At 71.3% G+C, this 24,469-nt stretch carries 19 protein-coding genes and 1 tRNA gene; 9 read left to right on the forward strand and 11 right to left on the reverse strand.

Annotated elements, in window-relative coordinates; all coding sequences use genetic code 11:
• Positions 1-116: 116 nt before the first annotated feature.
• The 6 genes from MCHT01_RS12290 to hemA form a co-directional block, all read right to left on the reverse strand.
• Positions 117-719, reverse strand: coding sequence for a UbiX family flavin prenyltransferase (locus MCHT01_RS12290; RefSeq protein ID WP_067065604.1), 603 nt, complete (start codon positions 717-719; stop codon positions 117-119).
• Positions 719-1,033, reverse strand: coding sequence for a Grx4 family monothiol glutaredoxin (gene grxD, locus MCHT01_RS12295; RefSeq protein WP_067065605.1), 315 nt, complete (start codon positions 1,031-1,033; stop codon positions 719-721). Before grxD ends, MCHT01_RS12290 begins: the two co-directional genes overlap by 1 nt.
• A gap of 245 nt (positions 1,034-1,278) precedes the next feature.
• Positions 1,279-1,893: a hypothetical protein gene (locus tag MCHT01_RS12300; protein ID WP_067065606.1), complete on the reverse strand. Its 615-nt coding sequence runs from the start codon at positions 1,891-1,893 to the stop codon at positions 1,279-1,281.
• A gap of 183 nt (positions 1,894-2,076) precedes the next feature.
• Complete coding sequence (gene prmC, locus MCHT01_RS12305; protein WP_067065607.1) at positions 2,077-2,928, reverse strand: peptide chain release factor N(5)-glutamine methyltransferase; 852 nt, start codon at positions 2,926-2,928, stop codon at positions 2,077-2,079.
• Positions 2,925-4,016, reverse strand: a complete 1,092-nt coding sequence (gene prfA, locus MCHT01_RS12310; protein WP_067065608.1) for a peptide chain release factor 1 — start codon at positions 4,014-4,016, stop codon at positions 2,925-2,927. The genes prmC and prfA overlap by 4 nt, the downstream gene beginning before the upstream one ends.
• A 140-nt stretch (positions 4,017-4,156) precedes the next feature.
• A complete protein-coding gene (gene hemA, locus MCHT01_RS12315) occupies positions 4,157-5,500 on the reverse strand; it encodes a glutamyl-tRNA reductase (protein WP_067065609.1) in 1,344 nt (447 codons plus the stop codon).
• A gap of 130 nt (positions 5,501-5,630) precedes the next feature.
• Between hemA and MCHT01_RS12320 the strand changes: the two genes are divergently transcribed.
• Positions 5,631-5,903 (forward strand): hypothetical protein, encoded by a 273-nt coding sequence (locus MCHT01_RS12320; RefSeq protein ID WP_067065610.1) that lies wholly within the window; start codon positions 5,631-5,633, stop codon positions 5,901-5,903.
• 98 nt (positions 5,904-6,001) lie between these two features.
• Here the strand turns inward: MCHT01_RS12320 and miaB are convergent, their stop codons facing one another.
• The 3 genes from miaB to MCHT01_RS12335 form a co-directional block, all read right to left on the reverse strand.
• Positions 6,002-7,372: a tRNA (N6-isopentenyl adenosine(37)-C2)-methylthiotransferase MiaB gene (gene miaB / locus MCHT01_RS12325; RefSeq protein WP_067065611.1), complete on the reverse strand. Its 1,371-nt coding sequence runs from the start codon at positions 7,370-7,372 to the stop codon at positions 6,002-6,004.
• A 107-nt stretch (positions 7,373-7,479) separates the two neighbouring features.
• Positions 7,480-7,914, reverse strand: a complete 435-nt coding sequence (locus MCHT01_RS12330; protein WP_067065612.1) for a hypothetical protein — start codon at positions 7,912-7,914, stop codon at positions 7,480-7,482.
• 86 nt (positions 7,915-8,000) lie between these two features.
• A complete protein-coding gene (locus MCHT01_RS12335; RefSeq protein ID WP_245643248.1) occupies positions 8,001-8,837 on the reverse strand; it encodes a hypothetical protein in 837 nt (278 codons plus the stop codon).
• A 540-nt stretch (positions 8,838-9,377) separates the two neighbouring features.
• Between MCHT01_RS12335 and MCHT01_RS12340 the strand changes: the two genes are divergently transcribed.
• Both MCHT01_RS12340 and MCHT01_RS12345 read left to right on the forward strand, forming a co-directional pair.
• A complete protein-coding gene (locus tag MCHT01_RS12340; RefSeq protein WP_245643270.1) occupies positions 9,378-10,364 on the forward strand; it encodes a patatin-like phospholipase family protein in 987 nt (328 codons plus the stop codon).
• Positions 10,365-10,367: 3 nt separating this feature from the next.
• The gene (locus tag MCHT01_RS12345; protein WP_218017894.1) at positions 10,368-11,924 is read left to right on the forward strand and encodes a GntP family permease; all 1,557 of its coding nucleotides are present in this window, start codon (positions 10,368-10,370) and stop codon (positions 11,922-11,924) included.
• Between the two features lie 114 nt (positions 11,925-12,038).
• Here the strand turns inward: MCHT01_RS12345 and MCHT01_RS12350 are convergent, their stop codons facing one another.
• Positions 12,039-13,016: a LysR family transcriptional regulator gene (locus tag MCHT01_RS12350; protein WP_067065613.1), complete on the reverse strand. Its 978-nt coding sequence runs from the start codon at positions 13,014-13,016 to the stop codon at positions 12,039-12,041.
• Between the two features lie 194 nt (positions 13,017-13,210).
• On the opposite strand from MCHT01_RS12350, the gene MCHT01_RS12355 reads away from it, so the two are divergent.
• The 5 genes from MCHT01_RS12355 (at position 13,211) to MCHT01_RS12375 (ending at position 22,703) form a co-directional block, all read left to right on the forward strand.
• Positions 13,211-14,731, forward strand: coding sequence for an MFS transporter (locus tag MCHT01_RS12355; protein WP_067065614.1), 1,521 nt, complete (start codon positions 13,211-13,213; stop codon positions 14,729-14,731).
• A 375-nt stretch (positions 14,732-15,106) separates the two neighbouring features.
• Positions 15,107-18,343, forward strand: a complete 3,237-nt coding sequence (locus tag MCHT01_RS12360) for an efflux RND transporter permease subunit (RefSeq protein ID WP_067065818.1) — start codon at positions 15,107-15,109, stop codon at positions 18,341-18,343.
• Positions 18,333-19,529 carry an efflux RND transporter periplasmic adaptor subunit gene (locus tag MCHT01_RS12365; RefSeq protein ID WP_067065615.1) on the forward strand — a complete coding sequence of 399 codons (1,197 nt, stop codon included), beginning with the start codon at positions 18,333-18,335 and terminating at the stop codon, positions 19,527-19,529. Before MCHT01_RS12360 ends, MCHT01_RS12365 begins: the two co-directional genes overlap by 11 nt.
• Positions 19,526-20,980, forward strand: a complete 1,455-nt coding sequence (locus MCHT01_RS12370; RefSeq protein ID WP_245643250.1) for an efflux transporter outer membrane subunit — start codon at positions 19,526-19,528, stop codon at positions 20,978-20,980. The genes MCHT01_RS12365 and MCHT01_RS12370 overlap by 4 nt, the downstream gene beginning before the upstream one ends.
• Before the next feature lie 274 nt (positions 20,981-21,254).
• Complete coding sequence (locus MCHT01_RS12375) at positions 21,255-22,703, forward strand: pectate lyase family protein (RefSeq protein WP_218017895.1); 1,449 nt, start codon at positions 21,255-21,257, stop codon at positions 22,701-22,703.
• A gap of 113 nt (positions 22,704-22,816) precedes the next feature.
• On the opposite strand, the gene MCHT01_RS12380 is transcribed toward MCHT01_RS12375, so the two are convergent.
• A tRNA-Met gene (locus MCHT01_RS12380) sits at positions 22,817-22,893 on the reverse strand.
• A 101-nt stretch (positions 22,894-22,994) separates the two neighbouring features.
• Between MCHT01_RS12380 and ftsY the strand changes: the two genes are divergently transcribed.
• Entirely contained in the window at positions 22,995-24,365 is a 1,371-nt protein-coding gene (gene ftsY / locus MCHT01_RS12385) for a signal recognition particle-docking protein FtsY (protein WP_148661510.1), read from the forward strand.
• Positions 24,366-24,469: the final 104 nt, after the last annotated feature.

A 24,469-nucleotide genomic window follows, 5' to 3' on the forward strand; every position in this document is an offset into this window, starting at 1 on the left:
CCCCGGGGTGACCCGAGTGCCGGCCTCGGCGCCTGTCGCCCGAGCGATCAGGGGCTGGAAAGCACAACGCCGCCTCGAGGGCGGCGTTGTCGTTCCTGCGGGTCGAGCCGAGGCGCTCAGGCGGACGGGCGCAATCCCTGCCAAGCCTGCGGCGCGGCGCCGGGCAACTGCGACAGCTCCAGCACGCGCTCGACCGTCTCCGCGACCATCTCGTCGATGGACTTGGGATGCAGATACAGCGCGGGCAGCGGCGGGAAGATGATCCCGCCCATCTCGGTCACCGCGGTCATGTTGCGCAGGTGGGCGAGGTTGAGCGGCGTTTCCCGCACCATCAGGATCAGCCGGCGACGCTCCTTGAGCGTGACATCGGCAGCGCGCGTCATGAGGTTGTCCGACAGTCCGTGGGCGACGGCGGCCAGCGTCCGCATCGAGCACGGGGCGACCACCATGGCCGCCGTCGGGAAGCTGCCGCTGGCGACGCAGGCGCCGACGTCGCCGGGCGAGTAGGCCGCGTCGGCCTCGGTCTCGAGCTGGGCGCGCGTCAGGCCCAGCTCGTGGTGGGCGTTGAGCACGCCGGCCGGGCTCAGGATCAGATGCGTCTCGGCGCCCAGCGCGCGGGCGCGGCGCAACAGCTGCAGCCCATAGGCCGCGCCGGTCGCGCCGGTGATGCCGACGATCAGGCGCGGACGGCTCGCGGCGGGCGCGCCCGGCGTCGTCATCAGGCGGTGGCCAGCAGCTGCTGCAGCTCGCCGCTCTCGTACATCTCCATCATGATGTCGGAGCCGCCGACGAACTCGCCGTCGATGTAGAGCTGCGGGATGGTCGGCCAGTTGGCGTATTCCTTGATGCCCTGACGCACGCCTTCGTCCTCGAGGACGTTGAAGGTCTTGATCTCGGTGGCGCCGCTGGCCTTCAGGATCTGGATCGCGCGGCCGGAGAAACCGCACATCGGGAACTGGGCCGTGCCCTTCATGAAGAGCATGACGCGGTTGCCCTTGACCAGGTCGTCGATGCGTTGCTGAACGTCGCTCATGGCGGAATCCTCTCGAATGCGGTGGCGGATGCGGAATTGCGGATGTCGTGTCGCGACGCGGCAGGCGCCGCTCCCGAGGACGGGAGGGCAGGCGAGCGGGACGCCGCGCGATCGCGGGATTATCGGCCACCGGGAATGTCCCCGCTGCGGCGGGCTCGGCCGCGGTCAGGCGGGAGCCCCGGCCAGGGACGGACTGAATCGCGCGGGGCGAGCGAGACGAGCAGGCCGCCCGAGGGCGGCCTGGTTCAGAAGCTGTAGCTGACGCCGAACTGGACCAGCGGCTTGTAGCGGTAGTCGCCGGACAGGTCGGCCAGCGGGGCGCTGTTGCCCAGGCGCAGGCCGGGTGCGCCGGGGGCGATCACGCCCAGGTCGGCGCTGAAGCCCCAGCCGTTGCGCAGCGAGTAGCTGGTGTAACCCAGGCCGACATAGGACAGCGACTGGGTGGGCTCGCGATCCGGGCCGGTCAGCAGGCTGAGGTTGCGGTTGCCGGCCGAGAGATAGGGGCTGACGGTGGCGCCGCGGCCGAGCGCCACGCCGCCGCTGCTCTGCAGCAGCGACATCGGGCCGAGCATCAGGCCGCCGGTGGCGCGCAGGCCGCCGCGGGTGCCGCTGCCGAAGCCCGAGCCGGTCAGGTAGTAGTCCGCCAGCAGGTTGGCGCTGAGCAGCCGGCTGCCGCGTCGGGCGTCGTAGGAGGTGGTGTTGTCGTCCAGGCTCTGGCTGATCTGCAGCCGGGCCTGCCAGCTGCTGAAGGCCTGCGGTTTGGCCCGCAGCTGCAAGCCCTGCTGCGCCCAGGCGGAACCGGCCATGAGACCGCCGATGACGACGGCGACGAGGCGCAAGGACAGCGAGGCGGCACGCATGGGGGGTCTCCTGGACTGACGGAAGACGGGCCCGGCAGGGGTGGAAATTCCGGGGGCGGGTCAGGTGATGCTACGCCCGGCGCGGTGACCGCGCCATATCGAAACGCGGGGTGTTTTGCCCACTGTTGTGGAATCCCGGCGCTGATTCCCGCACTGTGAAAGCCCTACATCGATGGGGAAGGGTCATTCCGGCCAGCGGCCGCCGCTGGCCCGGGGCTGCCCGCCCAGGTCCCGCCGGTTCTCGACGTCGACGAAGCCGCGCGCCCGCAGCAGCGCCATGACCGCCTCGGCCTGGTCCCAGCCGTGCTCCAGCAGCAGCCAGCCGCCCGGCCGCAGCCAGTCCGGCGCCGCGCGGACGAGGTGGCGCAGGTCGTCCAGGCCGTCGCCCTCGGGGGTGAGCGCCATGCGCGGCTCATGGCGCAGGGCGTCCAGGTGATGGTCGTCGCCGGCCACGTAGGGCGGATTGCTGACGATCAGGTCGAACAGCGGCTGGCCGGCCAGCGGCTCGAACCAACTGCCCAGGTGACCGTCGACCGCCAGGCCCAGTCGGCCCGCGTTCTCCAGCGCCACGGCCAGCGCGCCGGGACTGGCGTCGACCATGCGGACGTCGGCATCCCCGCGGCCTGACTTGATCGCCAGGGCGATCGCGCCGGTGCCGGTGCCCAGGTCGACCACGCGCGGCGCGCGCGGGCCGTCCAGCCGCTCCAGCGCCCACTGCACCAGCAGCTCGGTGTCGGGGCGGGGGATCAGGGTCTCGGGCGTGACGCGCAGCATCAGGCCGAAGAACTCCTTCTCGCCGACCAGATAGGCCAGCGGCACCTCGTCCAGCCGCCGGTCGAGCCAGTGCCGGAAGCGATCCGTCGTGGCCTCGTCCAGCGGATCGCCGTCATGGCTGATCAGCCAGGCGCGCGACACGTTCAGCAGCGCCTGCAGCAGGTACTGCGCCTCCTGGCGCGACAGGCCGGCGGCGACGGCGGCCCGTTCGGCGCCGAGCACGGTCAGCGGGACGGGGGCCTTGGTGGGGCTGTCGCTCATGCCGTGCCGCCTTCCAGCGCGGCCAGTTGCTCGGCCGCCTGCGCCTGCTGCAGGCCGCGCAGCACGTCCTCCAGGTCGCCGTCCATGATCGCGCCCAGCTTGTAGAGCGTCAGGTTGATGCGGTGATCGGTCAGCCGGCCCTGCGGGAAGTTGTAGGTGCGGATGCGGTCGCTGCGATCGCCGCTGCCGATCAGGCTCTTGCGCTGGGCGGCTTCCTTGGCGGCGCGCTCGTTGCGGTCCTTGTCCCGGAGACGGGCCGCGAGCACCGCCATCGCCTTGGCCTTGTTGCGGTGCTGGCTGCGGTCGTCCTGGCACTCGGCGACCAGGCCGGTCGGCAGGTGGGTGATGCGGATCGCGCTGTCGGTCTTGTTGACGTGCTGACCGCCGGCGCCGCTGGCGCGGAAGGTGTCGATGCGCAGCTCGGCTGGATTGAGCTGGATCTCCTCGGCCTCGTCCGGCTCGGCCATCACGGCGACCGTGCAGGCGCTGGTGTGGATGCGGCCCTGCGACTCGGTGGCCGGGACGCGCTGCACGCGGTGGCCGCCCGACTCGAACTTCATCTGCCCGTACACGCCGTCGCCCTCCAGGCGCAGCACGATTTCCTTGTATCCGCCCAGGTCGGATTCATTCGCCGACAACACCTCGCAGCGCCAGCCGCGGGCCTCGGCGAAGCGGGTGTACATGCGGGTCAGATCGCCGGCGAACAGCGCCGACTCGTCGCCGCCAGTGCCGGCGCGGATCTCGAGGAAGGCCGGGCGGTCGTCGTCCGGATCCTTGGGGATGAGCGCGAGTTGCAGTTCCTGGTCCAGGCGCGCCAGGTCGTCCTGCGCCGAGGCGATCTCCTCGCGCGCCATCTCGGCCATCTCGGCGTCGCCGGCGTCGAGCAGCTCCCGGGCGGCGGCCAGGTCGCTCTCGCGCTGCAGGTAGCGGCGGTAGCGCTCGACCAGCGAGGACACCTCCGCCTGCTCCCGCGTCAGGGTGCGATAGCGCTTCATGTCGGCGGCGATGCTGCCGTCGGCGAGGGTGGTGTCGAGCTCGCTCAGCCGGTAGCCGAGGCGGTCGAACTGCTGGCGCAGGGCGTCTTTCATGGGAACCGGGGTCCGGTGCGGGACGCCGTCGGGCGTCGGGGAAGAGGGGGCACGGGGATGCCGAGCTGCGATCGAGGCGCGGCCCGAGCGGGCGGGGCCTCGCCGGTCGCCGCGGGGCGGACCGGCCGGGAAGGGCGTCGCTAGGAGTCGGCGCGCTCGTCGCCGCCGCGGGCATCCAGGCCGGCCTCGCGCAGGCCCGGGGCCTTGGCGCTGCTGCGCAGGAACAGGCGGGAGACGGTCTGCGCCATGGCCAGGCGCTGCTCGCCGTCGCTGCCGTTGAGCTCGGCCATCGCGCCGTGCAGCATCTTCTGGGTCAGGCCGCGCGCGAGCGCGTCCAGCACCGCGTCCATGTCCTCACCCTTGGCCAGACGTTTGCGGGCGCGCTGGAGCTCGGCCTCGCGCCAGCTGTCGGCCTGCTGGTGCAGGGCCTGGATCAGGGGGACGGTGTGGCGCTGGCCCAGCCAGTGCACGAAGCTCTGCACGCCGGTCTCGATGATGGCCTCGGCCTGCTGCACGGCCGCCTGGCGCTTCTCACCGGCGGTCTGCACCAGCTGCGACAGGTCGTCGACGGTATAGAGGTAGACGTCGTCCAGCTGGGCGACCTCGGGCTCGATGTCGCGCGGGACGGCCAGGTCGACCATGAACATGGGCTTGTGGCGGCGCTTCTTGAGCGCGCGCTCGACGGCGCCCAGGCCGATCAGTGGGAGCGAGGACGCGGTGCAGGAGATCACCGCGTCGAATTCATGCAGGCGGTCGGGCAGGTCGGCCAGGCGGAAGGCCTCCGCGCTCAGGTGCGAGGCGAGCCTCTCGCCGCGTTCCAGCGTGCGGTTGGCCACGGCGATCGCCTTCGGCGTCCTGGCCGCGAAGTGCGTGCCGACCAGTTCGATCATCTCGCCGGCGCCGACCAGCAGCACCTTGATGTCGGCCAGGTTCTCGAAGAGCTGCGACGCGAGCCGGACCGACGCGGCCGCCATGCTGATCGAGTGGCTGCCGATCTCGGTGGAGCTGCGCACTTCCTTGGCCACCGAGAAGCTGCGCTGGAAGAGCTGGTGCAGCGTCGTGCCCAGGGTGCCGGCCTGGTCGGCCTCGCGCACCGCCTGCTTGAGCTGGCCCAGGATCTGGGGCTCGCCCAGCACCATGGAGTCCAGCCCGCTGGCGACGCGGAAGGCGTGGCGCGCGGCGGCGGTGTCCTCGACGATGTACGAGTGATCCATCAGCGTCGCGCTGCCGACGCCGCCCAGCTGGGCCAGCCAGTCGACGGCGGGGCGGACCATGTCGGCGTCGCCGGCGACGTAGAGCTCGGTGCGGTTGCAGGTGGAGAGCATGGCCGCCTCGGCCGCCGGGGTCGCGCGGCGGCGGCCGGTGCTGACCTGGTCCTGGAAACGCAGCAGCGTCGGGGCCAGTTGCTCGAGCGTGAACGCAAAACGTCCGCGCAGGTCGAGCGGCGCGGACGTGTGGTTCAGACCGAGGGCGAAAACGGACATGGGCGCGATTATAAAATTCCGCCCCGCCCCGTGTGTCACCCGGGACTTGCCCGAGCGCTCTGCGCCCGGGGAAGCGTCAAGAACGACGCATTCGTGACGCTTTCACCCCTCGCCCGGAGCGAACCCTCTCGTGGATCCACTCGACGCCTTCTGGCATCTCGGCAACCTGTTCCTGCCCGCCTGGGGCGTGGCCGCGCTGATGGCGCTGGCGCTCAAGCTGATCTGGCGGGAGACCGTTTCCGGCATGCGCTGGCGCACGCTGGCCGCCTGGGGCGGGCTCGGCGGGACCCTGGGCATCGTCGCGGCGCTGGTCCTGATCGGCCGCGACGGCACCATGGCCGGCTACGGCCTGATGCTGCTGGGCGTGACGCTCGCCCAGTGGGGCGTCAGCTACAAGAAGTAGCCCGGGCCGACCGGTCCGCATCGCCCGACCGGTCGGGCGATCCGTCCTTCGCCCCCCGTCGTCGGCGCGCAACGCGCCCGGACGCCGGCGATCCGGATTCAGCCCGCCAGGTCCTCGGTCAGCGGCACTTCACCGCGCAGCGAGTGCGCGAAAGCCTCGGAGATGCGCACCGGGATGATCTGGTGCATCAGCCGCTCATGGCCCTTGAAGTTGACGATGCGGTTGCACTCGGTGCGGCCCATCAGCTCGGTGGCGTCGCGCTTGGCGTGGCCCGAGACCAGCACCGGGACCGTCTGGCCGACCAGGCTTTCGTTGTGGCGGATGGCGGTGGCCTCGATCTCGGCCTGCAGCTCGCGCAGGCGGCGCACCTTCACTTCGTGCGGTGTGTCGTCGGCCAGGTTGGCCGCCGGCGTGCCGGGACGCGGGCTGAAGATGAAGCTGAAGGAAGCGTCGAAGCCGATGTCGCGCACCAGCTGCATGGTCTTGGCGTGGTCCTCCTCGGTCTCGCCGGGGAAGCCGACGATGAAGTCCGAGGCGATCCGGATGTTCGGCCGCACCGCGCGCAGCTTGCGCACGATGCTCTTGAACTGCAGCGTGGTGTAGCCGCGCTTCATCGCCATCAGGATGCGGTCCGAGCCGTGCTGCACCGGGAGGTGCACATGGTCCACCAACTGCGGGATCTTGGCGTAGGCGTCGATCAGGCGCTGGCTGAACTCGTTGGGGTGGCTGGTCGTGTAGCGGATGCGCTCGATGCCGGGGATCTCGGCGACGTACTCCAGCAGCATGGCGAAGTCGGCGATCCCCTCGTCGTCCTCGCCGATCCCGGCGCCGGACGCCGCCTCGCCCATGCGGCCGCGATAGGCGTTGACGTTCTGGCCCAGCAGCGTCACTTCCTTGACGCCCTGGTCGGCCAGGCCGGCGACTTCCTCGAGCACGTCCTCGAAGGGCCGGCTGACTTCCTCGCCGCGGGTGTAGGGCACGACGCAGTAGGAGCAGTACTTGGAGCAGCCTTCCATGATGGAGACGAAGGCCGAGGCGCCCTCGACCTTGGCCGGCGGCAGGTTGTCGAATTTCTCGATCTCGGGGAAGGAGATGTCCACCTGCGGACGCTGCTGCTGCTGGCGCTCGGCCAGCATCTGCGGCAGGCGGTGCAGCGTCTGCGGACCGAAGACGACGTCGACGTAGGGCGCGCGCTCGATGATGGCCGCGCCCTCCTGGCTGGCGACGCAGCCGCCCACGCCGATCATCACGCCCTTGGCCTTGAGGTGCTTGATGCGGCCCAGGTCGGAGAAGACCTTCTCCTGCGCCTTCTCGCGTACCGAGCAGGTGTTGAACAGCACCAGGTCGGCCTGGTCGACGTCGGTGGTGGGCTCATAGCCCTCGGCGGCGCGCAGCACGTCGGCCATCTTGTCCGAGTCGTACTCGTTCATCTGGCAGCCGAAGGTCTTGATGAAGACTTTCTTGCTCATGGGGAACTCCGGGAGTGGCGCGGCGTGGCCGCGCGAGCGATGCGATGGCCCGCGAGGCGCGGCGTCCTGCGGGAGGACAGGCGCGGCGCGGGCTCGGAATCAGGGGATCAGGGCTTGCGCCAGACCTGGCTGGCCGGGTCGAAGACCAGCGTCGACGCCTGCTGGACCGTGGTCGGCCAGGACTTGTTGGCGAGCTCGACATCGTTCAACACCCAGACGTCCATCAGCAGACCGTTCATGTCGGTCGTGTAGATCACGATCAGCTTGGTGTTGAAGAGCGACCCCGGAGAGGCCCACTGGTCGACCGCGTTGCGGATGCGGGCGCCGGGCGCGAGCCGGGCGGCCTTGCCGTTGAGCGTCACGTCGGGCGCGACGCCCACGATCAGCTCGCCGCGCAGCGCGCGTTGCGGGAAATAGCGGTGGCCGGGAACGATCTGCGCGTACGCCGTGGAGGCGGCGAACAGTCCGGCGAAGGCGGTGCTGGCGACCAGCGCCGTCAACCAGCGACGGCGGGGCAGGGCGGGCGTGGCACAGCGGTACATGGTGTAGATCCAGTGGCTGCGGAAAAGCCGGGAGTGTACCGGGCGGCCCGCCGGCAGGCGTGACCGCGGGTGTCGCGCGCCGCCGCTCAGAGGCGCGCGCCGGCCGAGTTCTGCGCGACGGCGGCGGGGGCGGGTTCCGGCAGCACGTAGACGACGCCGGGGCCGCGGCCCAGGACCGGCGTCACGACGCGGTCGAAGAACTCGCCCGCCACGACGACGCAGCCCAGCGAGATGCGGTTGTCGTCCGGGGAGGGCGAGGCCAGACGCTCGGCGCGGCGCTCCGAGGCGGGGCTGGGGCGCAGGCGGTGGATGGCGAAGGCGGCGTCGTAGTCGACCCAGATGACGGTCTCGCCCTTGAGGTTGGGGCCGGGCTGGCTGTCATAGCGGCCGGCGGGCGTGGTGCGCAGCGCCGCCGGGATGCCGGTGGCGACCATGCGGCCGACGCCCGGCGCGACGGTGTCGCCGCGGGCCAGGCCCAGCAGCGCGGGCGCCGCGCCGACCAGGCGGCCGTCGGCGCCGAAGACGAAGAGCTTGGCCTCCTTCTTGTCGACGACCGCGAAGGGCAGGCCCTGGGCGTCGCCGCGCTCGAAGGCGGTGCGGGCGCTGGCGAGCGCCTCGGGGGAGGCGGCCTCGCCGCGGAAGTCGACGCGCAGCGGCGCCGGACGGGCGACGGCGGACGGCGCCATCTGCTGCTGCTGCTGCGGACGTTGCGGCACGAGGGTGACCGAGGCGCGCGGCGCGGCGCGGGTCGTGACGCCCGGGGTGTTCGAGGGGCCGGTGTTGCCGGAGAGGTCGACGGCTGTCGCGGCGGCCGGCTCGGCCTGCGCGCTGGACAAGCCCAGCGAGAGCGCGGTGACGGCGGCGATCGCCATGGTCGCCATCAGCGGCATGACCACCTGGAGCAAGTTCGCGCGTGTGCGCATGCCCAACGACCCGATCGACTTCATGTACTGCCCGATGTCTTTCTGGCGGACGGGATTTGAAGGGCCGGCGATGCGCCGGGCGGTCCGCTGGGCCGGGATATTAAGGAGTTGCAGCTGGTTTCAAGCGGTGATCTGGCCGTGGAAACGCCGGGACTTTCCCGGGAATTTGTAAGCCGTGCGCATAGCGCGAAGGAGTTCGCGATCCGATGGGCCGTCGGCTTGCCGGGCGGCCCCGTTCGCCAGTGCCGCGCCGAGGGCGGCACTGGCGAACGGGGCATCGGGTCACGGAACCACGCTTGGCAGCCGCGGCGGACCTCCCTAGGATGTTGCGGTGCAGCAAAGCCGCTGCCGGTTTCCCGGAAGGACATCCCGATGGCCCCCACGACGGAAGACCTGGGCGTCGCGCCGCCCGAGACGGTGACGCTCGACGCGCCCCCCGGTGCCTCTCCCGGCGCCGCCGGCCCGGACGAGGACGACGTCGTCCCGCAGCCGACCGGCTCGCGCAACGCGGACCGCGCGCCGGTGCTGGTGGACCTGGCGCTGCAGGGCGGCGGCTCGCACGGCGCCTTCACCTGGGGGGTGCTGGACCGGCTGCTGGAGGAGGGCTGGCTGAAGCTGGACGGCATCTCCGGCACCTCGGCCGGCGCGATGAACGCGGCGGTCATGCTCACCGGCCTGGAGCGCGGCGGCCGCGACGGCGCGCGCGAGGCGCTGGCGGCGTTCTGGCGCGGCGTCGCGGACGCGGCGCTGCTGAGCCCGCTGCGGCGCGGCCCGCTGGACATCCTCACCGGCCAATGGGCGCTGGACAACTCGCCCATGTTCCTGATGCTGGACCTGGCCGCGCGCGTCTGGTCGCCCTACGACTTCAACCCGCGCGGCAGCAACCCGCTGGGCGCGCTGCTGGAATCCCACGTGGACTTCGAGCGCCTGGCGGCGTCGGAGGTCAAGCTCTTCGTCACCGCCACCAATGTGCGCACCGGCCGCGGTCGGGTCTTCGTCAACGCCGAGTTGCGCCCCGAGGTGCTGATGGCCTCCGCCTGTCTGCCCAGCCTGTTCCACGCGGTGGAGATCGACGGCGAGAGCTACTGGGACGGCGGCTACGCCGGCAACCCGACGATCACGCCGCTGGTGCGGCACTGCCGCTCGGAGGACACCATCCTGGTCCAGATCAATCCGGTCGCGCGCGACGACGTGCCGCGCGACGCGCGCGCCATCCACAACCGCATCAACGAGCTGTCCTTCAACGCGCCGCTGCTCAAGGAGCTGCGGATGATCGCGATCCTGCGGCAGGTCGCCGACGCGGGCCAGAGCGAGGGCCGCCAATGGGCGCGCATGCGCATCCACCGCATCGGGACCGACGCGGTGGACAACCTGGGCGCCTCGTCCAAGATGCTGGCCGAATGGCGCTTCTTCGAGCGCCTGCGCGACGAGGGTCGCGCGGCGGCCGGCGCCTTCATCGCCGCCCATGCGGACGACCTGGGCAAGCGCTCGACCTTCGACCTCGACGCGCTGATCGGGGAGGCCTGAGCGATGGACGTGATCGGGCTGTTGGGCATCGTGGTCGGACTGGCGCTGCTGGTCGGCTTCTCGTATCGCGGCTGGACGGTGCTGCTGCTGGCGCCGGCCGCGGCGCTGGTCGCGGCGGCGCTGTCGGGCCAGCCGGTGCTGGCGCACTGGACGCAGGTCTTCATGCCTGCGGCGGCGGGCTTTCTGGCGCAGTTCTTCCCGCTGTTCCTGATGGGCGCCATCTTCGGCAAGCTGATGGAGGACAGCGGCTCGGTGCGCGCGATCGCGGGCTTCATGACCGGATGGCTGGGACCGAGGCGGGCGCTGCTGGCGGTGGTGCTGGCGGGCGCGGCGGTGACCTACGGCGGGGTCAGCCTGTTCGTCGCCTTCTTCGTCCTGGCGCCGATGGGCCACGCGATGTTCCGCGCGGCGGACCTGCCGCCTCGATTGATGCCGGCGGCGATCGCGCTGGGCACCTCGACCTTCACCATGTCCGCGCTGCCCGGCACGCCGGCGATCCAGAACGCCATTCCCATGCCCTTCTTCGGCACGACGGCCTTCGCCGCGCCGGGGCTGGGCCTGATCGCCGCGGCCATCATGCTGGGCTTCGGCCTGTGGTGGCTGGGCGTGGTCGAGCGCCGCGCCCGCCGCGCCGGCGAAGGCTATCGCGCGCCCGGCCCGACGCGCGACGCCGCCACCGATCCGCTGCTGCGCGAGCGCGGCAACATGGCCGGCCACTTCGATCCGGCGGAGCTGTCCTCACCCGACGAGCGCCGTCAGCTCGATCTCTTCGGCGCCGAGGTCGACGGCGGATCGACGATCGCCGCGGCAACGACGCCCGGCGCGCCCGTGGGGTCCGGCTCCTTCAACGGCCTGGGCCCGCCGGGCATCGTGGCAGCGGCGCTGCCCCTGCTGGTGGTGGTCGGCATCAACCTGCTGGCCAGCCTGATCGTGCTGCCGCGCCTGGACACCGGCTACCTCGCCGAGCGCCGCTTCGGCGGGGTCGACCTCAGCGCGGTGGGCGGCGTGTGGGCGGTGCTGGTGGCGCTGTTCGTGGCAAATCTGGTGCTGGTCGCGCTGCATTGGCGGCGGCTCGCCGACCTCAAGCGCAGCATCGACGCCGGCGCGAACGCCGCCGTCTTGCCGGTGCTCTCCGTGGCGAGTCTCGTGGGATTCGGCGCGGTCGTGGCCTCGCTGCCGGCCTTCGGCCTCGTCAAGGACTGGGTGCTGGGCATCGAGGGCGGGCCGCTGGTGTCGCTGGCGGTGTCGACGAATCTGCTGGCGGCGCTGACCGGGTCCGCCTCGGGCGGGCTGACGATCGCGCTGGAGGCGCTCGGCCCGACCTTCATGCAGGTGGCGCACACGACGGGCCTGGACCCGGCGCTGCTGCACCGCGTCGCGGTGATCGGCGCCGGCACGCTGGACAGCCTGCCGCACAACGGCGCGGTCGTGTCCCTGCTGGCCGTCTGCGGCTGCACGCACAAGGAGAGCTACCGCGACATCGTCGTGGTCGGCATCGTCGGCGCGCTGCTGGCGCTGGTCGCGGTGATCGTGCTGGGCGGGATCTTCGGGAGCTTCTGAGCGGGCCCGGCACAGGCTCCTCAAGCGCCCGACCAGTACCCCACCAGCACCCGACCAGCACCCGACCAGCACCCGACCAGCACCCGGCGGTACCTTCGCGCGAGTTCAACTCCCTCAGCGGGCCTTGGTCCGCACATGCTGCTCGCGGCCCTTGGCCTCGGCGGCGGCGAGCTCCTTCGCGCCGAGCACGAAGTCCTCGCTGTCCGCGAGCCGCTCGATGGCCAGATCGATGAAGGCGCGCACGCGGGCGGGCTGCGCGCTGCGGCTGCCCCAGTAGACATGCAGGCTGGCGGGGGAGGCCACATGCCGCGTGAGCAGCGGCACCAGGCGCCCGGCGCGGATGTGGGCCGCGACGGTGATGTTGGTCATCATGCTGATCACATGACCGCCGAGCAGCGCGTCGAACTCGAGCTCCTCGTCGTTGATGCACAGCGCCGGCACGACCGGCTGCGCCGCGACGTCCTTCCCGACCTTCACCGACCACGCGACGATGCGCCCCTCCGGATGCCGGAAGGCGCTGCAGCGGTGGGCGGCCAGGTCGTCCAGCGACTGCGGCGCCCCGTGCCGGCGCAGGTAGGCGGGCGCGGCGCAGATGATGGTCTGCACCGGGAACAGCCGCCGCGCGATCACCCCCTCGGCCGGCGACGCGCCGACCCGGAAGCCCACGTCCACGCGGTCCTCGACCCAGTTGCCGATGTCGTCGGCGAGCTGCACTTCCGGGTGCACGTCCGGGTGCCGCGTGCAGAACTCGTCCAGCAGCGCCCACAGCGCCGGCCGGAAGGCCGAGCGCGGTCCGACGATGCGCAGCGGGCCGGCGATCTCGTCCTTGGCCTGGCGCACGCCTTCCATCGCGCGCTGCAGCCAGCCCAGCGCCGGTCGCACGCCCTCGAGGAAGTGGCGGCCCTCGTCGGTGAGCGCCATCGCCCGCGTGGTCCGGTGGAAGAGCCGCACGCCCAGGTGCTGTTCCAGCTGCGCCAGCGCCTGGCTGGCCGCCTGCGGCGAGATGCCTTGCGCGACCGCGGCGCGGCGCAGGCTGCCCAGCTCGGCGGTGCGGACGAAGGTGGTGATGGCGCGCAGTTCGTTGACGGGCATGGCGGTCTCCGGGGACGCGCCATTGTGGCCGCGCGGGCCTCATGGCGGGGTGTCGGGGTGTCAAGCCACGCTTGCGAATCCTTCAACGGATCACCGGCTAGTGGCTTGCGGATCGTTTTTCTACAGTCCGGTCCTCACGCAGCGGAGGCGCTCTCCGCAACCGCATCTCCGCGCGACGACGCGCCCGCTCCGCCATGACCGACCGTTCCCCCTCCGCCGCGCAGGCCGGCGCGTTGCTCGCGCTGGTGATCGTCAGCTACTTCATGATCGTGCTCGACGCCTCGATCGTGATCACCGGGCTGCCCCACATCCAGCAATCGCTGGGCTTCAGCCCGACCGGGCTGAGCTGGGTCCAGAACGCCTACACGCTCGCCTTCGGCGGGCTGCTGCTGCTGGGCGCGCGGGCGGGCGACCTGCTCGGGCGGCGCCGCATGCTCATGGCGGGACTGACGCTGTTCACGCTGGCCTCGGCCGCGATCGGCGCGGCGCAGTCCCCCGTCTGGCTGGTGGCGGCGCGAGCGGTGCAGGGCGCGGGCGCCGCCATCCTGGCGCCGGCCACGCTGGCGCTGTTGACGGCGACCTTCCCGGAAGGCCCGGCCCGCACCCGCGCGCTGGGCTTCTACGGCGCGACGGCCGGCATCTCGGCCAGCGTGGGGCTGGTGGTCGGCGGTCTGCTGGCCGACCTGCTGTCCTGGCGCGTCGGCTTCTTCATCAACCTGCCGGTGGGGCTGGCGCTGATCGTCGCGGCGCGGCGGCTCGTGCCGGTCCAGCGGGCCGAGGACACCGGCCAGCGCCTGGACGTCGCCGGCGCGGTGATGTCGACGCTCGGCATGGTGGGCCTGGTCTACGCCATCGTGCGCGGCGCCGAAGGCGCGGGCGAGGGCGCTGCCACGGCAGGCGCCTCCGGCGTGACGGACGCCACCAGCGTTGCCGCGTCGCGGGCCGCTGCCCTCGCGCATGGCCTGTCCGGGGGCTGGTCCGATCCGGTGACCTGGGCACTGCTGATCGGCGCGCTGGTGCTGCTCGCCGGCTTCCTGCGCCATGAGGCGCGCGTCGCGCAGCCGCTCCTCCCGCTGCGCCTGTTCGCCGACCGCGGCCGCGCGGGCGCCTACGCGGCGCGCTTCTTCTTCCTCGGCGGAATGATGGGCTTCTGGTTCTTCACGACGCAGTACCTGCAGGGCGTGCTGGGCATGAGCGCGATGAGCGCCGGCGCCGCCTACCTGCCGGCCACGCTGACCAATTTCGCCTCGGCGATGGCGGCCGCACGGCTGACCCGCCACTTCGGCCTGCGCCGCGTGCTGATCACGGGCCTGGCGCTGTCCACGCTGGGCGTGGCCTGGCTGGGGCACCTCGAGGCCGGCGGCGGCTACTGGACCGCGGTCGCGCTGCCCATGGTGCTGATCGGCCTGGGCCAGGGCCTGACGCTGAGCCCGCTGACCGTCGCCGGGGTGTCCGGTGTCGACCCGCGCGACGCGGGCGCCGCCTCGGGCGTGGTCAACGTCGTGCATCAGCTGGGCGGCTCGCTGGGCCTGGCGGCGCTGGTCGCCGTGTCCGCCGCGGCGGGGCCGGAGGCTTCGGCCACGCATCGCTTCGCGCTTGCCTTCGCGGCCGCGGCCGTGCTGCTCGGCGCCGCGCTGGTGGCGATCCTGGCGACCGGCCGGCGCGCATCCCCCATCCCCCTGACGCCTCGCGATGCCGAGCCCGCCGAAGGCTGAATCCGCGGGCCGCGACACCAGGCCCCGGCGCGGTGCCTCGGGGCGTCAATCGCCCTGGGGATCCGAAGCGCGCCGCGCTGTCACGGTGCGCGGACGGCATCTCCCCCGTACGCGTACGACATTACCGAGCAGCAACATGGCGCCGCGCGCCGACACATCAGAATCCGCCGCTGAGACTCCGCCGAAAACCCGAAGCCGCGGATCCGGGATCCGCGCGCCTCGGGCGCTTGGCGAGCGCGCCGATCAGCGCATCGGCGACCGCGACCACGAGCCCGTGGACGCGCGCCTCACCGGACGGCGGCACGACATCGGTCCAACGGCGGACCGGACGACCAAGAGAGCGACGATGACAACGATCGTGGGAACCTGGCCATGCTGATGGCCGCCGTGCGCGTCGCGCTGCGACGTCCTTACACCTTCTTCGTGCTGGCCCTGCTGCTGCTCATCCTCGGGCCGCTGGCGGCGATGCGCACGCCGACCGACATCTTCCCGGAGATCCGCATCCCGGTGATCGCGGTCGCGTGGCAGTACACCGGCCTGCCGCCCGACCAGATGGCGGGCCGGATCTCGACGCTGTTCCAGCGCACGCTGACCACCACGGTCAACGACATCGAGCACATCGAGGCCAACACCTATCCCGGCGTCTCGGTGGTGAAGATCTTCTTCCAGCCCGGGGTCAACATCGCGGTGGCCAACGCGCAGGTGACCGCGGTCTCGCAGGTCGCGGTGCGGCAGATGCCGGCCGGCACCACGCCGCCGCTGATCCTGAACTACAACGCGGCGACGGTCCCGATCCTGCAGCTCGCGCTGTCGGGCAAGGGCCTGTCGGAGCAGCAGCTCTTCGACCTGGGCTTCAACACCGTCCGCACCCCGCTGGTGACCGTGCCCGGCGCGGCCATCCCGCTGCCCTACGGCGGCAAGCAGCGCCAGGTCCAGATCGACGTGAACCCCGCGGCGCTGCAGGCGCGCGGGCTGTCGGCCCAGGACGTGGCCAGCGCGCTGGCCACGCAGAACGTGCTCACGCCGATCGGCACGCAGAAGATCGGCGGCCTCGAGTACACGCTGCAGCTCAACAGCGCGCCCTCGGCGATCGACGAGCTGGGCCGCCTGCCGGTCAAGGTGGTCAATGGGTCGACGATCTATCTGCGCGACGTCGCCGACGTGCACGACGGCAACGCGCCGCAGACCAACATCGTCCATGTGGACGGGGGCCGCTCGGTGCTGATGTCGGTGCTGAAGAACGGCGCCGCGTCCACGCTGGCGATCGTCGACGGCGTGCGGGCCAAGCTCGCGGAGCTCAAGCCCTCGCTGCCCGACGCGCTGGAGGTCAAGCCCATCAACGACCAGTCGGTCTTCGTGCGCGCCGCCATCAAGGGCGTGGCCACCGAGGGCGCGATCGCCGCGGCCCTGACCAGCGCGATGATCCTGCTGTTCCTGGGGAGCTGGCGTTCGACGGTGATCATCGCGGTCTCGATCCCGCTGTCGATCATGGGATCGATCCTGGGCCTGGCGGCCATCGGCGAGACGCTCAACCTCATGACCCTGGGCGGCCTGGCGCTCGCGGTGGGCATCCTGGTCGACGACGCCACGGTGACCATCGAGAACATCAACTGGCACCTGGAGCACGGCAAGGGCGTCGAGGAATCGATCATGGACGGCGCGCGGCAGATCGTGACGCCGGCCTTCGTCTCGCTGCTGTGCATCTGCATCGTGTTCATCCCGATGTTCTTCCTCGAGGGCGTGTCGCGCTTCCTCTTCGTGCCCATGGCCGAGGCGGTGATCTTCGCGATGGTGTGCTCCTTCATCCTGTCGCGCACGCTGGTGCCGACGATGGCCAAGTACCTGCTCCAGCCGCATGCGCCGCTGACCGACGGCCACGGCCACCTGGCGCAGCCGCCCTCGCGCAATCCGCTGGTGCGCTTCCAGCGCAACTTCGAGGCCCGCTTCGAAGGCGTGCGTGAAAGCTACCGCGGCCTGCTCGAGGCCGCGCTGGGCCGGCGCAAGCCTTTCCTGATCGGGTTCGCGGTGGTGGTGCTGGCGTCCTTCCTGCTGGTGCCCTTCATCGGCAGCAACTTCTTCCCGCAGGTGGACTCGGGCCAGATCCTGATGCACGCCCGCGTGCCGGTGGGCACGCGCGTGGAGGAGACGGCCGCCCGTTTCGCCAAGATCGAGCAGGCCGTGCGTCGCGTGATCCCGTCGGAGCTGATCGAGACCATGGTCGACAACATCGGTCTGCCGCCGTCGTCGATCAACCTGACCTACAACAACACCGGCGTGCTGGGCTCGTCCGACGGCGACTTCCAGATCGCGCTCAAGGAAGGCCATCGCCCGACGGCCGACTATGTGCGCGAGCTGCGCGAGCAGCTGCCGCGCGAGTTCCCCGACACCACCTTCTCCTTCCCGCCGGCGGACATCGTCAGCCAGATCCTGAACTTCGGCGCGCCGGCGCCGATCGACGTGCAGGTGCGGGGACGCGACGTCGAGTCCAACTTCGCCTATGCGCAGCAGCTGCTCAAGCGGATCAAGGCGATCCCGGGCGTGGCCGACGCGCGCATCCAGCAATCCAACAAGGCGCCGACCTTCAACGTCGACGTGGACCGCACCCAGGCGCAACTGCTGGGCCTGACCACCCGCGACGTGGCCAACAGCCTGGTGGTGAACCTGGCGGGCAGCTCGCAGGTCGCGCCGACCTTCTGGCTGAATCCGGCCAACGGGGTGAGCTATTCGATCGTGATGCAGACGCCGCAGTTCCAGCTGGACTCGCTGGCCGCGCTGGGCAACCTGCCCATCGGCAACGGCGCGCAGCCGGGCACGGCGACGCTGGGCGGGCTGGCCTCGTTCCAGCGCAGCAACAGCCCGGCGCTGATCAGCCAGTACGACGTGCAGACCATGGTGCAGATCCACGCGACCACGCAGGACCGCGATCTGGGCGCCGTGGCCGCGGACATCCGCAAGGTCATCGCCGACACCGCCGCCGACGTGCCCAAGGGCTCCAACGTGCAGTTGCTGGGCCAGGTGAAGACCATGGACCGCGCGTTCTCCGGGCTGCTCTTCGGGCTGCTGGGCGCGGTGGTGCTGATCTACCTGCTGATCGTCGTGAACTTCCAGTCCTGGCTGGACCCGGCGGTGATCGTGTCGGCGCTGCCAGCCGCGCTGGCGGGCATCGTGTGGATGCTCTTCGCGACGGGGACGACGCTGTCGGTGCCCGCGTTGACGGGTGCCATCATGTGCATGGGCGTGGCCACGGCCAACAGCGTGCTGGTGATCAGCTTCGCGCGCGAGCGTCTGGAGGAACTGGGCGACGCCACCGCGGCCGCGCTGGAAGCGGGCTTCGTGCGCTTCCGTCCGGTGCTCATGACCGCGCTCGCGATGGTCATCGGCATGCTGCCGATGGCGCTGGGCCTGGGCGAGGGCGGCGAGCAGAACGCCCCGCTGGGCCGCGCCGTGATCGGCGGCCTGGTCTTCGCCACCTTCGCGACGCTGGTCTTCGTGCCGGTGGTGTTCAGCATCGTGCATCGCCACCACCGCAAGCCCGCTCCCTCCGAATCCGAATCCCGTGCCGACGCCGTGCCTCCGCTGGCCGCGTCAGGAGATCCTTCCCATGCGAACTGATGCCGTTCAATCCCGTCCCCCGCGCTTCAAGCTGGCGGCCACCGTCGCGCTGCTGATCGCGGCCGGCGTGGTCGTGGCGGGGCTGTGGGCCCGCAAGTCCAACGCCGAGCAGCTGCTGGCCGCGGCCGGCGATCGTGGCCAGCCCACGGTGGCGCTGATCGCGCCGCAGCCGCTGAGCAGCGCCGGCCTGGAGCTGCCCGCCCGCATCGAGGCCTGGTCGCGCGCGCCCATCTATGCCCGCGTGAGCGGCTATCTGAAGCGCTGGAACGTCGACATCGGCGGCAAGGTCAAGGCCGGGCAGCAGCTGGCCGAGATCGAGACACCGGATCTGGACCAGCAGCTGATGCAGGCCAAGGCCGAGCTCGCGACCGCGCGCAGCAACGCGGCGCTGGCCGCGAGCACGGCCAAGCGCTGGCAGGGCCTGCTGGCCTCGGACTCGGTCTCCAGGCAGGAAGTGGACGAGCGCACCGGCGACATGACCGCGAAGCAGTCGCAGGTCGCGGCGCTGCAGGCCAACCTCGACCGCATCGAGGCGCTCAAGCGCTTCACCCAGCTGACCGCGCCCTTCGACGGCGTGGTGACCGCGCGCAACACCGACGTGGGCGCGCTGATCAATGTCGGCGGCGCGCCGGGCAGCGAGCTCTTCGTCGTCTCCGACACCCGCAAGCTGCGCGTCTACGTGAACGTCCCGCAGCGCCAGGTCGCGCAGGTGCGTCCGGGGGCGAAGGCCGAGCTGATCGTGCCCGAGCGGCCCGGCCAGCGCTTCGCGGCGACGGTGCAGTCGCTGTCGCAGTCGATCAACACGGGCACGGGCGCGATGCTGGTGCAGCTCATGGTCGACAACGACCATGACCAGCTGCTCCCAGGCGGCTTCGCCACGGTGCGCTTCACCGGCGCGGACGCGGCGGCGCAGGCCGACGCGGGGGTGTCGCTGCCGCCGGGCGCGGTGATCATCGGCAAGGACGGCGTGCAGGTCGCGACCGTCGACGGCGAGAACCGCGTGCGCCTGCGCAAGGTGACGATCGCGCGCGACATGGGCACGCGGGTCGAGCTCGGCGCCGGTCTGAGCGCCAAGGATCGCGTCATCGAGAACCCGCCCGACGGCCTGAGCGAAGGCGATGTCGTGCGCGTCGCCCAGCCGGCCTCGTCGCCCGCCGCGGCGGCGTCCGCGAAGGGCCGTTCGTGAGCGCCCCGGCCCTGCGTCGCGCGGGCTTGATCGCGGTCGCCGCGGCCGCGATGGTCGCGCTGGTCGCCGGCTGCGCCGAGGCGCCCAAGGTCCGGTTGCCCGAGGTCCCCGCCGCGCCGGCCTTCAAGGAGGCGCGCGGTCCCTGGGTCGAGGCGGCGTCCTCGGCCGCGCCCGCCATCGTCCACGACGGCTGGTGGAAGGCCTACGGCGATCCGGAACTGGATGCCCTCCAGCAGCGGCTGGTCGACAACAGCCCGGATCTCGCCTCCGCGCTGGCTCGCTACCAGCAGGCGCGCGCCGCGACGGACAGCCTGCGCGCGGCGCAGTCGCCGACGCTGAACAGCTCGCTCAACGTGCAGCGCGACCGGCAGTCCGAGCGTCGCCCGCTGCGGGTGCTGGGGCCGACCTCGCCCGATTGGTACAACAGCGCGACGCTGGGTCTGGACCTGAGCTACGAGGTGGACCTGTGGGGCCGCATCTCGCGCCAGGTCGCCGCGGGCGTCGCGTCGGAACGCGCGGCGCAGGCGGACCTCGCCGCGGCGCGGCTCGCCTTGCAGACGCAGCTCGCGGATTCGATGCTGGTGCTGCGCGGGCTGGATCGTGACAACGAACTGCTCGCCGATGCCGAGGAGGCCTACGCGCGCGCCTTCGACCTGATCGATCGGCGGCACCAGGCCGGCATCGCCTCGGGCCTCGATCAGGCGCGGGCCGAGGGCCAGCTGGAATCGGCGCGCTCGCAGCATCGCCAGTCGCAGGCGCAACGGGCCGTGATGGAGCACGCGATCGCCGCGCTGGTCGGCGCGAATCCCTCGAGCTTCAGCATCGCTCCGTCGAAGCGGAAGCTGACGATGCCGGTGGTGCCGACGGGCCTGCCGTCGACGCTGCTGGAGCGACGTCCCGACATCGCCGCCGCGCGGGAGCGCGTGGTCGCCGCGACCGCGACGCTGGGCGTGGCGAAGACGGCCTACTTCCCCTCGGTGATGCTGGGCGGGCAGGGCGGCTTCCAGACGGCGGACCTGGGACGTTTCGTCGAGGCGCCCAACCTGTTCTGGGCCATCGGCCCGACGCTGGCCTTCAACCTCTTCGACGGTGGCCGCCGCAAGGCCGAGGAAGCGCGCGCGAAAGCCGCGCTGGACGAGGTGTCGGAGCGTTATCGCGGCACGGTGCTGGGCGCCTTCCAGCAGGTCGAGGACCAGCTGGTGCTGCTCGACCGCTACGGCGAGGCGCTGGAGGCGGAGCGCAAATCGGTCGACGCGGCCGAGCGCTCGCTGGCACTGGCGACGAACCGGTATCGCGCCGGCGCGGCGGCTTACCTGGAGGTCGTGACCTCCCAGACCGCCGGCCTGCAGGCGCGCCGCAGCGCGGTCGATCTGGCGACCCGCCAGCGGCGGGCGACGGTGGCGCTGGTCAAGGCGCTGGGCGGCGGATGGACGTCTTCGGAAAATCCGTAACGCCGCCTCGGTAAATGTAAAACGCCTTTCCGAAATCAGGCGTTCTCGATAGTCTGCGCCCGTTGTCGACGTGGCCGCGCCTGCGCGCTGGCGCGTCGGCACATGGCCGCTGCCCACGGCCACCGTCCCCGATGCGGATCCTGCTGGTCCGCGTCGCGCGAGGCGGAGGGAGAGGCAGTTGGGTTCCTTGTCGATTTTTCGATTCACCGGTGACCGGTGAGGGCGCAGCCATGCCCGCGCCGGATCGCTCCAACGAGAACCTGGGAGACATTCGATGAACAGCAAGCATTCGATCGACGGCGTCGATCTCGTCGCGCCGAAACCGCCCGTGCCCGCGCTGCGCGCACCGAGCCCGAGGTCCGGCCTGGCCGTGATGGCCGTCGCCCTCGGGGCGGTGGTGCCGACGGGCGTCGCGCACGCGGTGGATTGGCCGTCCGGCTTCTCCAAGTGCGCCGACGAAGGCGGCACCTGCAAGGCCGGCGACACGCCGCGCCAGGTGTCCTTCGGCGTGAAGGACAAGTGGGTCCTCAAGACGCTGAGCGGCAACATCGCCTGCACGTCCGCGTCCTTCGACGGGGCGGATCCGAATCCCGGCGTGAAGGAGAAGTGCGCGGTAGGGCCGGTGGGCGGCACGCCCGCGCCGTCGCCTTCTCCTGCCCCGTCACCGGCACCCTCTCCTTCGCCCGCGCCTTCGCCGTCGCCCGCCGGGCACAGCGGCGGCTACGCGGGGCAGGTGACCGGCGGGGGCTCGGCCGCGCCGGTGACCGTGACCACGGCCGCCGAGATGCAGGCCGCGATCAACGCCTACAGCGGCAGCGGCGGGCTGGTGATCCGCTACACGGGGACCTTCGACTTCGGCACCATCCCCGATCCCTGCACCCAATGGAAGAAGCCGGCCGGCGCGATCGTCGAGATCAAGAACAAGAGCGACGTGACCATCGAGGGCGTGAACGGGTCGGCGGCCAACTTCGGCCTGGCGGTGAAGGCCGCGGCGACCAACATCATCATCCGCAACATGACCATCGGGCTGCTGCCCGGGTCCATCGACGCCATCGGCATCGAGGGCCAGAGCGGCAAGTTCCCCGGCTATGTCTGGATCGACCACAACACGCTGTTCAGCTCGACGGCGGAGTGCTCGGGCGCGGGGGACCTGGAGTTCGACGGCCTGGTCGACAACAAGGCGGGCGCGCATCACATCACCTACTCGTACAACTACATCCACGACCACCACAAGGTCGGTCTGATCGGTTCGAGCGACAGCGATGCCAGCGATCGCAACATCACTTTCCACCACAACCTGTACCGCAACGTCGGGTCGCGGCTGCCGCTGCAGCGGGCGGGCTACACGCACCTGTACAACAACCTGTACTCGCAGGTGCTGACCTCGGGGGCCAACATCCGGATGGGCGGGTACTCGCTGATCGAGGGCAACTACTTCGAGAACGCGCAGAACCCGGTGACCTCGCGCGACAGCCCGTCCATCGGCTACTGGGAGCTGCGCAACAACAACGTGAAGAGCCCCGCCGACTTCGCGACCTACGGCATCACCTGGGTGGCGAGCGGGTCCAGCCCGTCGCGTGACGCGAGCGACTGGACGACGACGGCCAACTTCCCGGTGGGCATCCCGTATGCGTACACGGTCCACGATCCGGCCTGCGTGAAGCAGAAGCTCGCGAACGTGGCGGGGGCAGGGAAGGGGTTGGCGACCCTGAGCTGCAACTGAGATCGCGCTGGGTCGAGGGCCTTCGCCGCGGCGGAGGCCCGGCGCCCGGACCGCCACGGCGAGCGCCCAAACGGAAAACCCCGCAAGACTTGCGTCTTGCGGGGTTTCGTATTTGGTGGCGCTTCAGGGATTCGAACCCCGGACCTGCGGATTATGATTCCGTCGCTCTAACCGGCTGAGCTAAAGCGCCTTGCGAAGAACGCGACTATAGCAAGCTTTTCGTCGACAATGCAAGTCCTGCCGACGCCGACAACAAAAAAAGTTCGGCGGCCCGTTCCTCACGAGCTCTCCATGTTCAGCTTCCTCAAGAAAAAACTCGGCTTCGGCTCCAGTGAACCCACGCCAGCGCCGGCTCCCGAAGCCGCGCCAGCCCCTGCTCCCGCCGTCGAGCCCGCACCGGCTCCGGCTCCGGCTCCGGCTCCCGTCGCCCCCGCGCCGCAAGCACTGACCCCGTCGCCTGTCGCCGCGCCCGCGCCCGTTGTCCCCGCATCGACGCCCGCTCCGGCGCCAGTGGTCGCGGCGCCGGTCGCCCCCCCGACTCCCACACCGACCCCGGCACCCGCCCTGGTGGCGACACCTGCCCCCGCGCCTGCCGCGGTGGTCACGCCCGCACCCGCACCCGTTGCCGCACCCGCGCCGGTGGTCGCTCCCGCTCCGGCTCCCACGCCCGCGCTGAAGCCGGCTCCTGTCGCAGCGGCGCCCGCACCCGCACCCGCGCCCGCGTCTGTGGTTGCAGCCCCGGGCCCGGTCGCCGAACCCGTCCCGCGCAAGAGCTGGATGGACAAGCTGCGCCAAGGGCTGCGCAAGACGGGCTCCAGCATCGCGCAGGTCTTCACCGGAACCCAGATCGACGACGCGCTTTATGAGGAACTGGAAGCCGCGCTGCTGATGGCCGATGCCGGCGTGAAGGCGACCGAGTTCCTGCTCGAGGACCTCAAGCGCCGCGTCAAGGACGCCAAGGCCACCGATCCGGCCGCCGTGCGCCATCTGCTGGTGGATGCGCTGACCGAGCTGCTCCAGCCGCTGCAGCGCCAGCTGGTGATCGGCGAGCACACGCCCACCGTGATGATGGTCGTGGGCGTGAACGGCGCCGGCAAGACGACCAGCATCGGCAAGCTGACCCGCCATCTGGCCGAGGCCGAGGCCAACGTGCTGCTGGCCGCCGCCGACACCTTCCGCGCCGCCGCGCGCGAGCAGCTCGCCGTCTGGGCCGACCGCAACCGCGTCCAGATCGTCAGCCAGGAAGGCGGGGACCCCTCCGCCGTGACCTACGACGCCGTCGTCGCCGGCAAGGCGCGCGGCAGCGACGTCGTCATCGCCGACACCGCCGGCCGCCTGCCCACGCAGCTCCACCTGATGGAGGAGCTCAAGAAGATCAAGCGCGTGATCGGCAAGGCCCAGGACACCGCGCCGCACGAGGTGCTCCTGGTGGTCGACGGCAACACCGGTCAGAACGCGCTCAACCAGGTCAAGGCCTTCGACGACGCGCTGGGCCTGACCGGCCTGGTGGTCACCAAGCTCGACGGCACCGCCAAGGGAGGCGTGCTCGCGGCGATCGCGCGCGAGCGGCCCATCCCCGTCTACTTCATCGGCGTGGGCGAGAAGCTCGAGGACCTGCAGACCTTCGATGCGCGCGAGTTCGCGCAGGCGCTGCTGGAATGAACGCGCCGGCATCCATGCCGGAGCAAGGTCGGCGGTCCTGACCCGCCGAACCTGTCGAACCCGCCAAGCAGAAGGGCTCCCATCGGGAGCCCTTCGTCGTTGCG

Source organism: Mitsuaria chitosanitabida ATCC BAA-476 = NBRC 102408, assembly GCF_001598255.1.
GTDB classification, from domain to species: Bacteria; Pseudomonadota; Gammaproteobacteria; order Burkholderiales; family Burkholderiaceae_C; genus Roseateles; species Roseateles chitosanitabidus.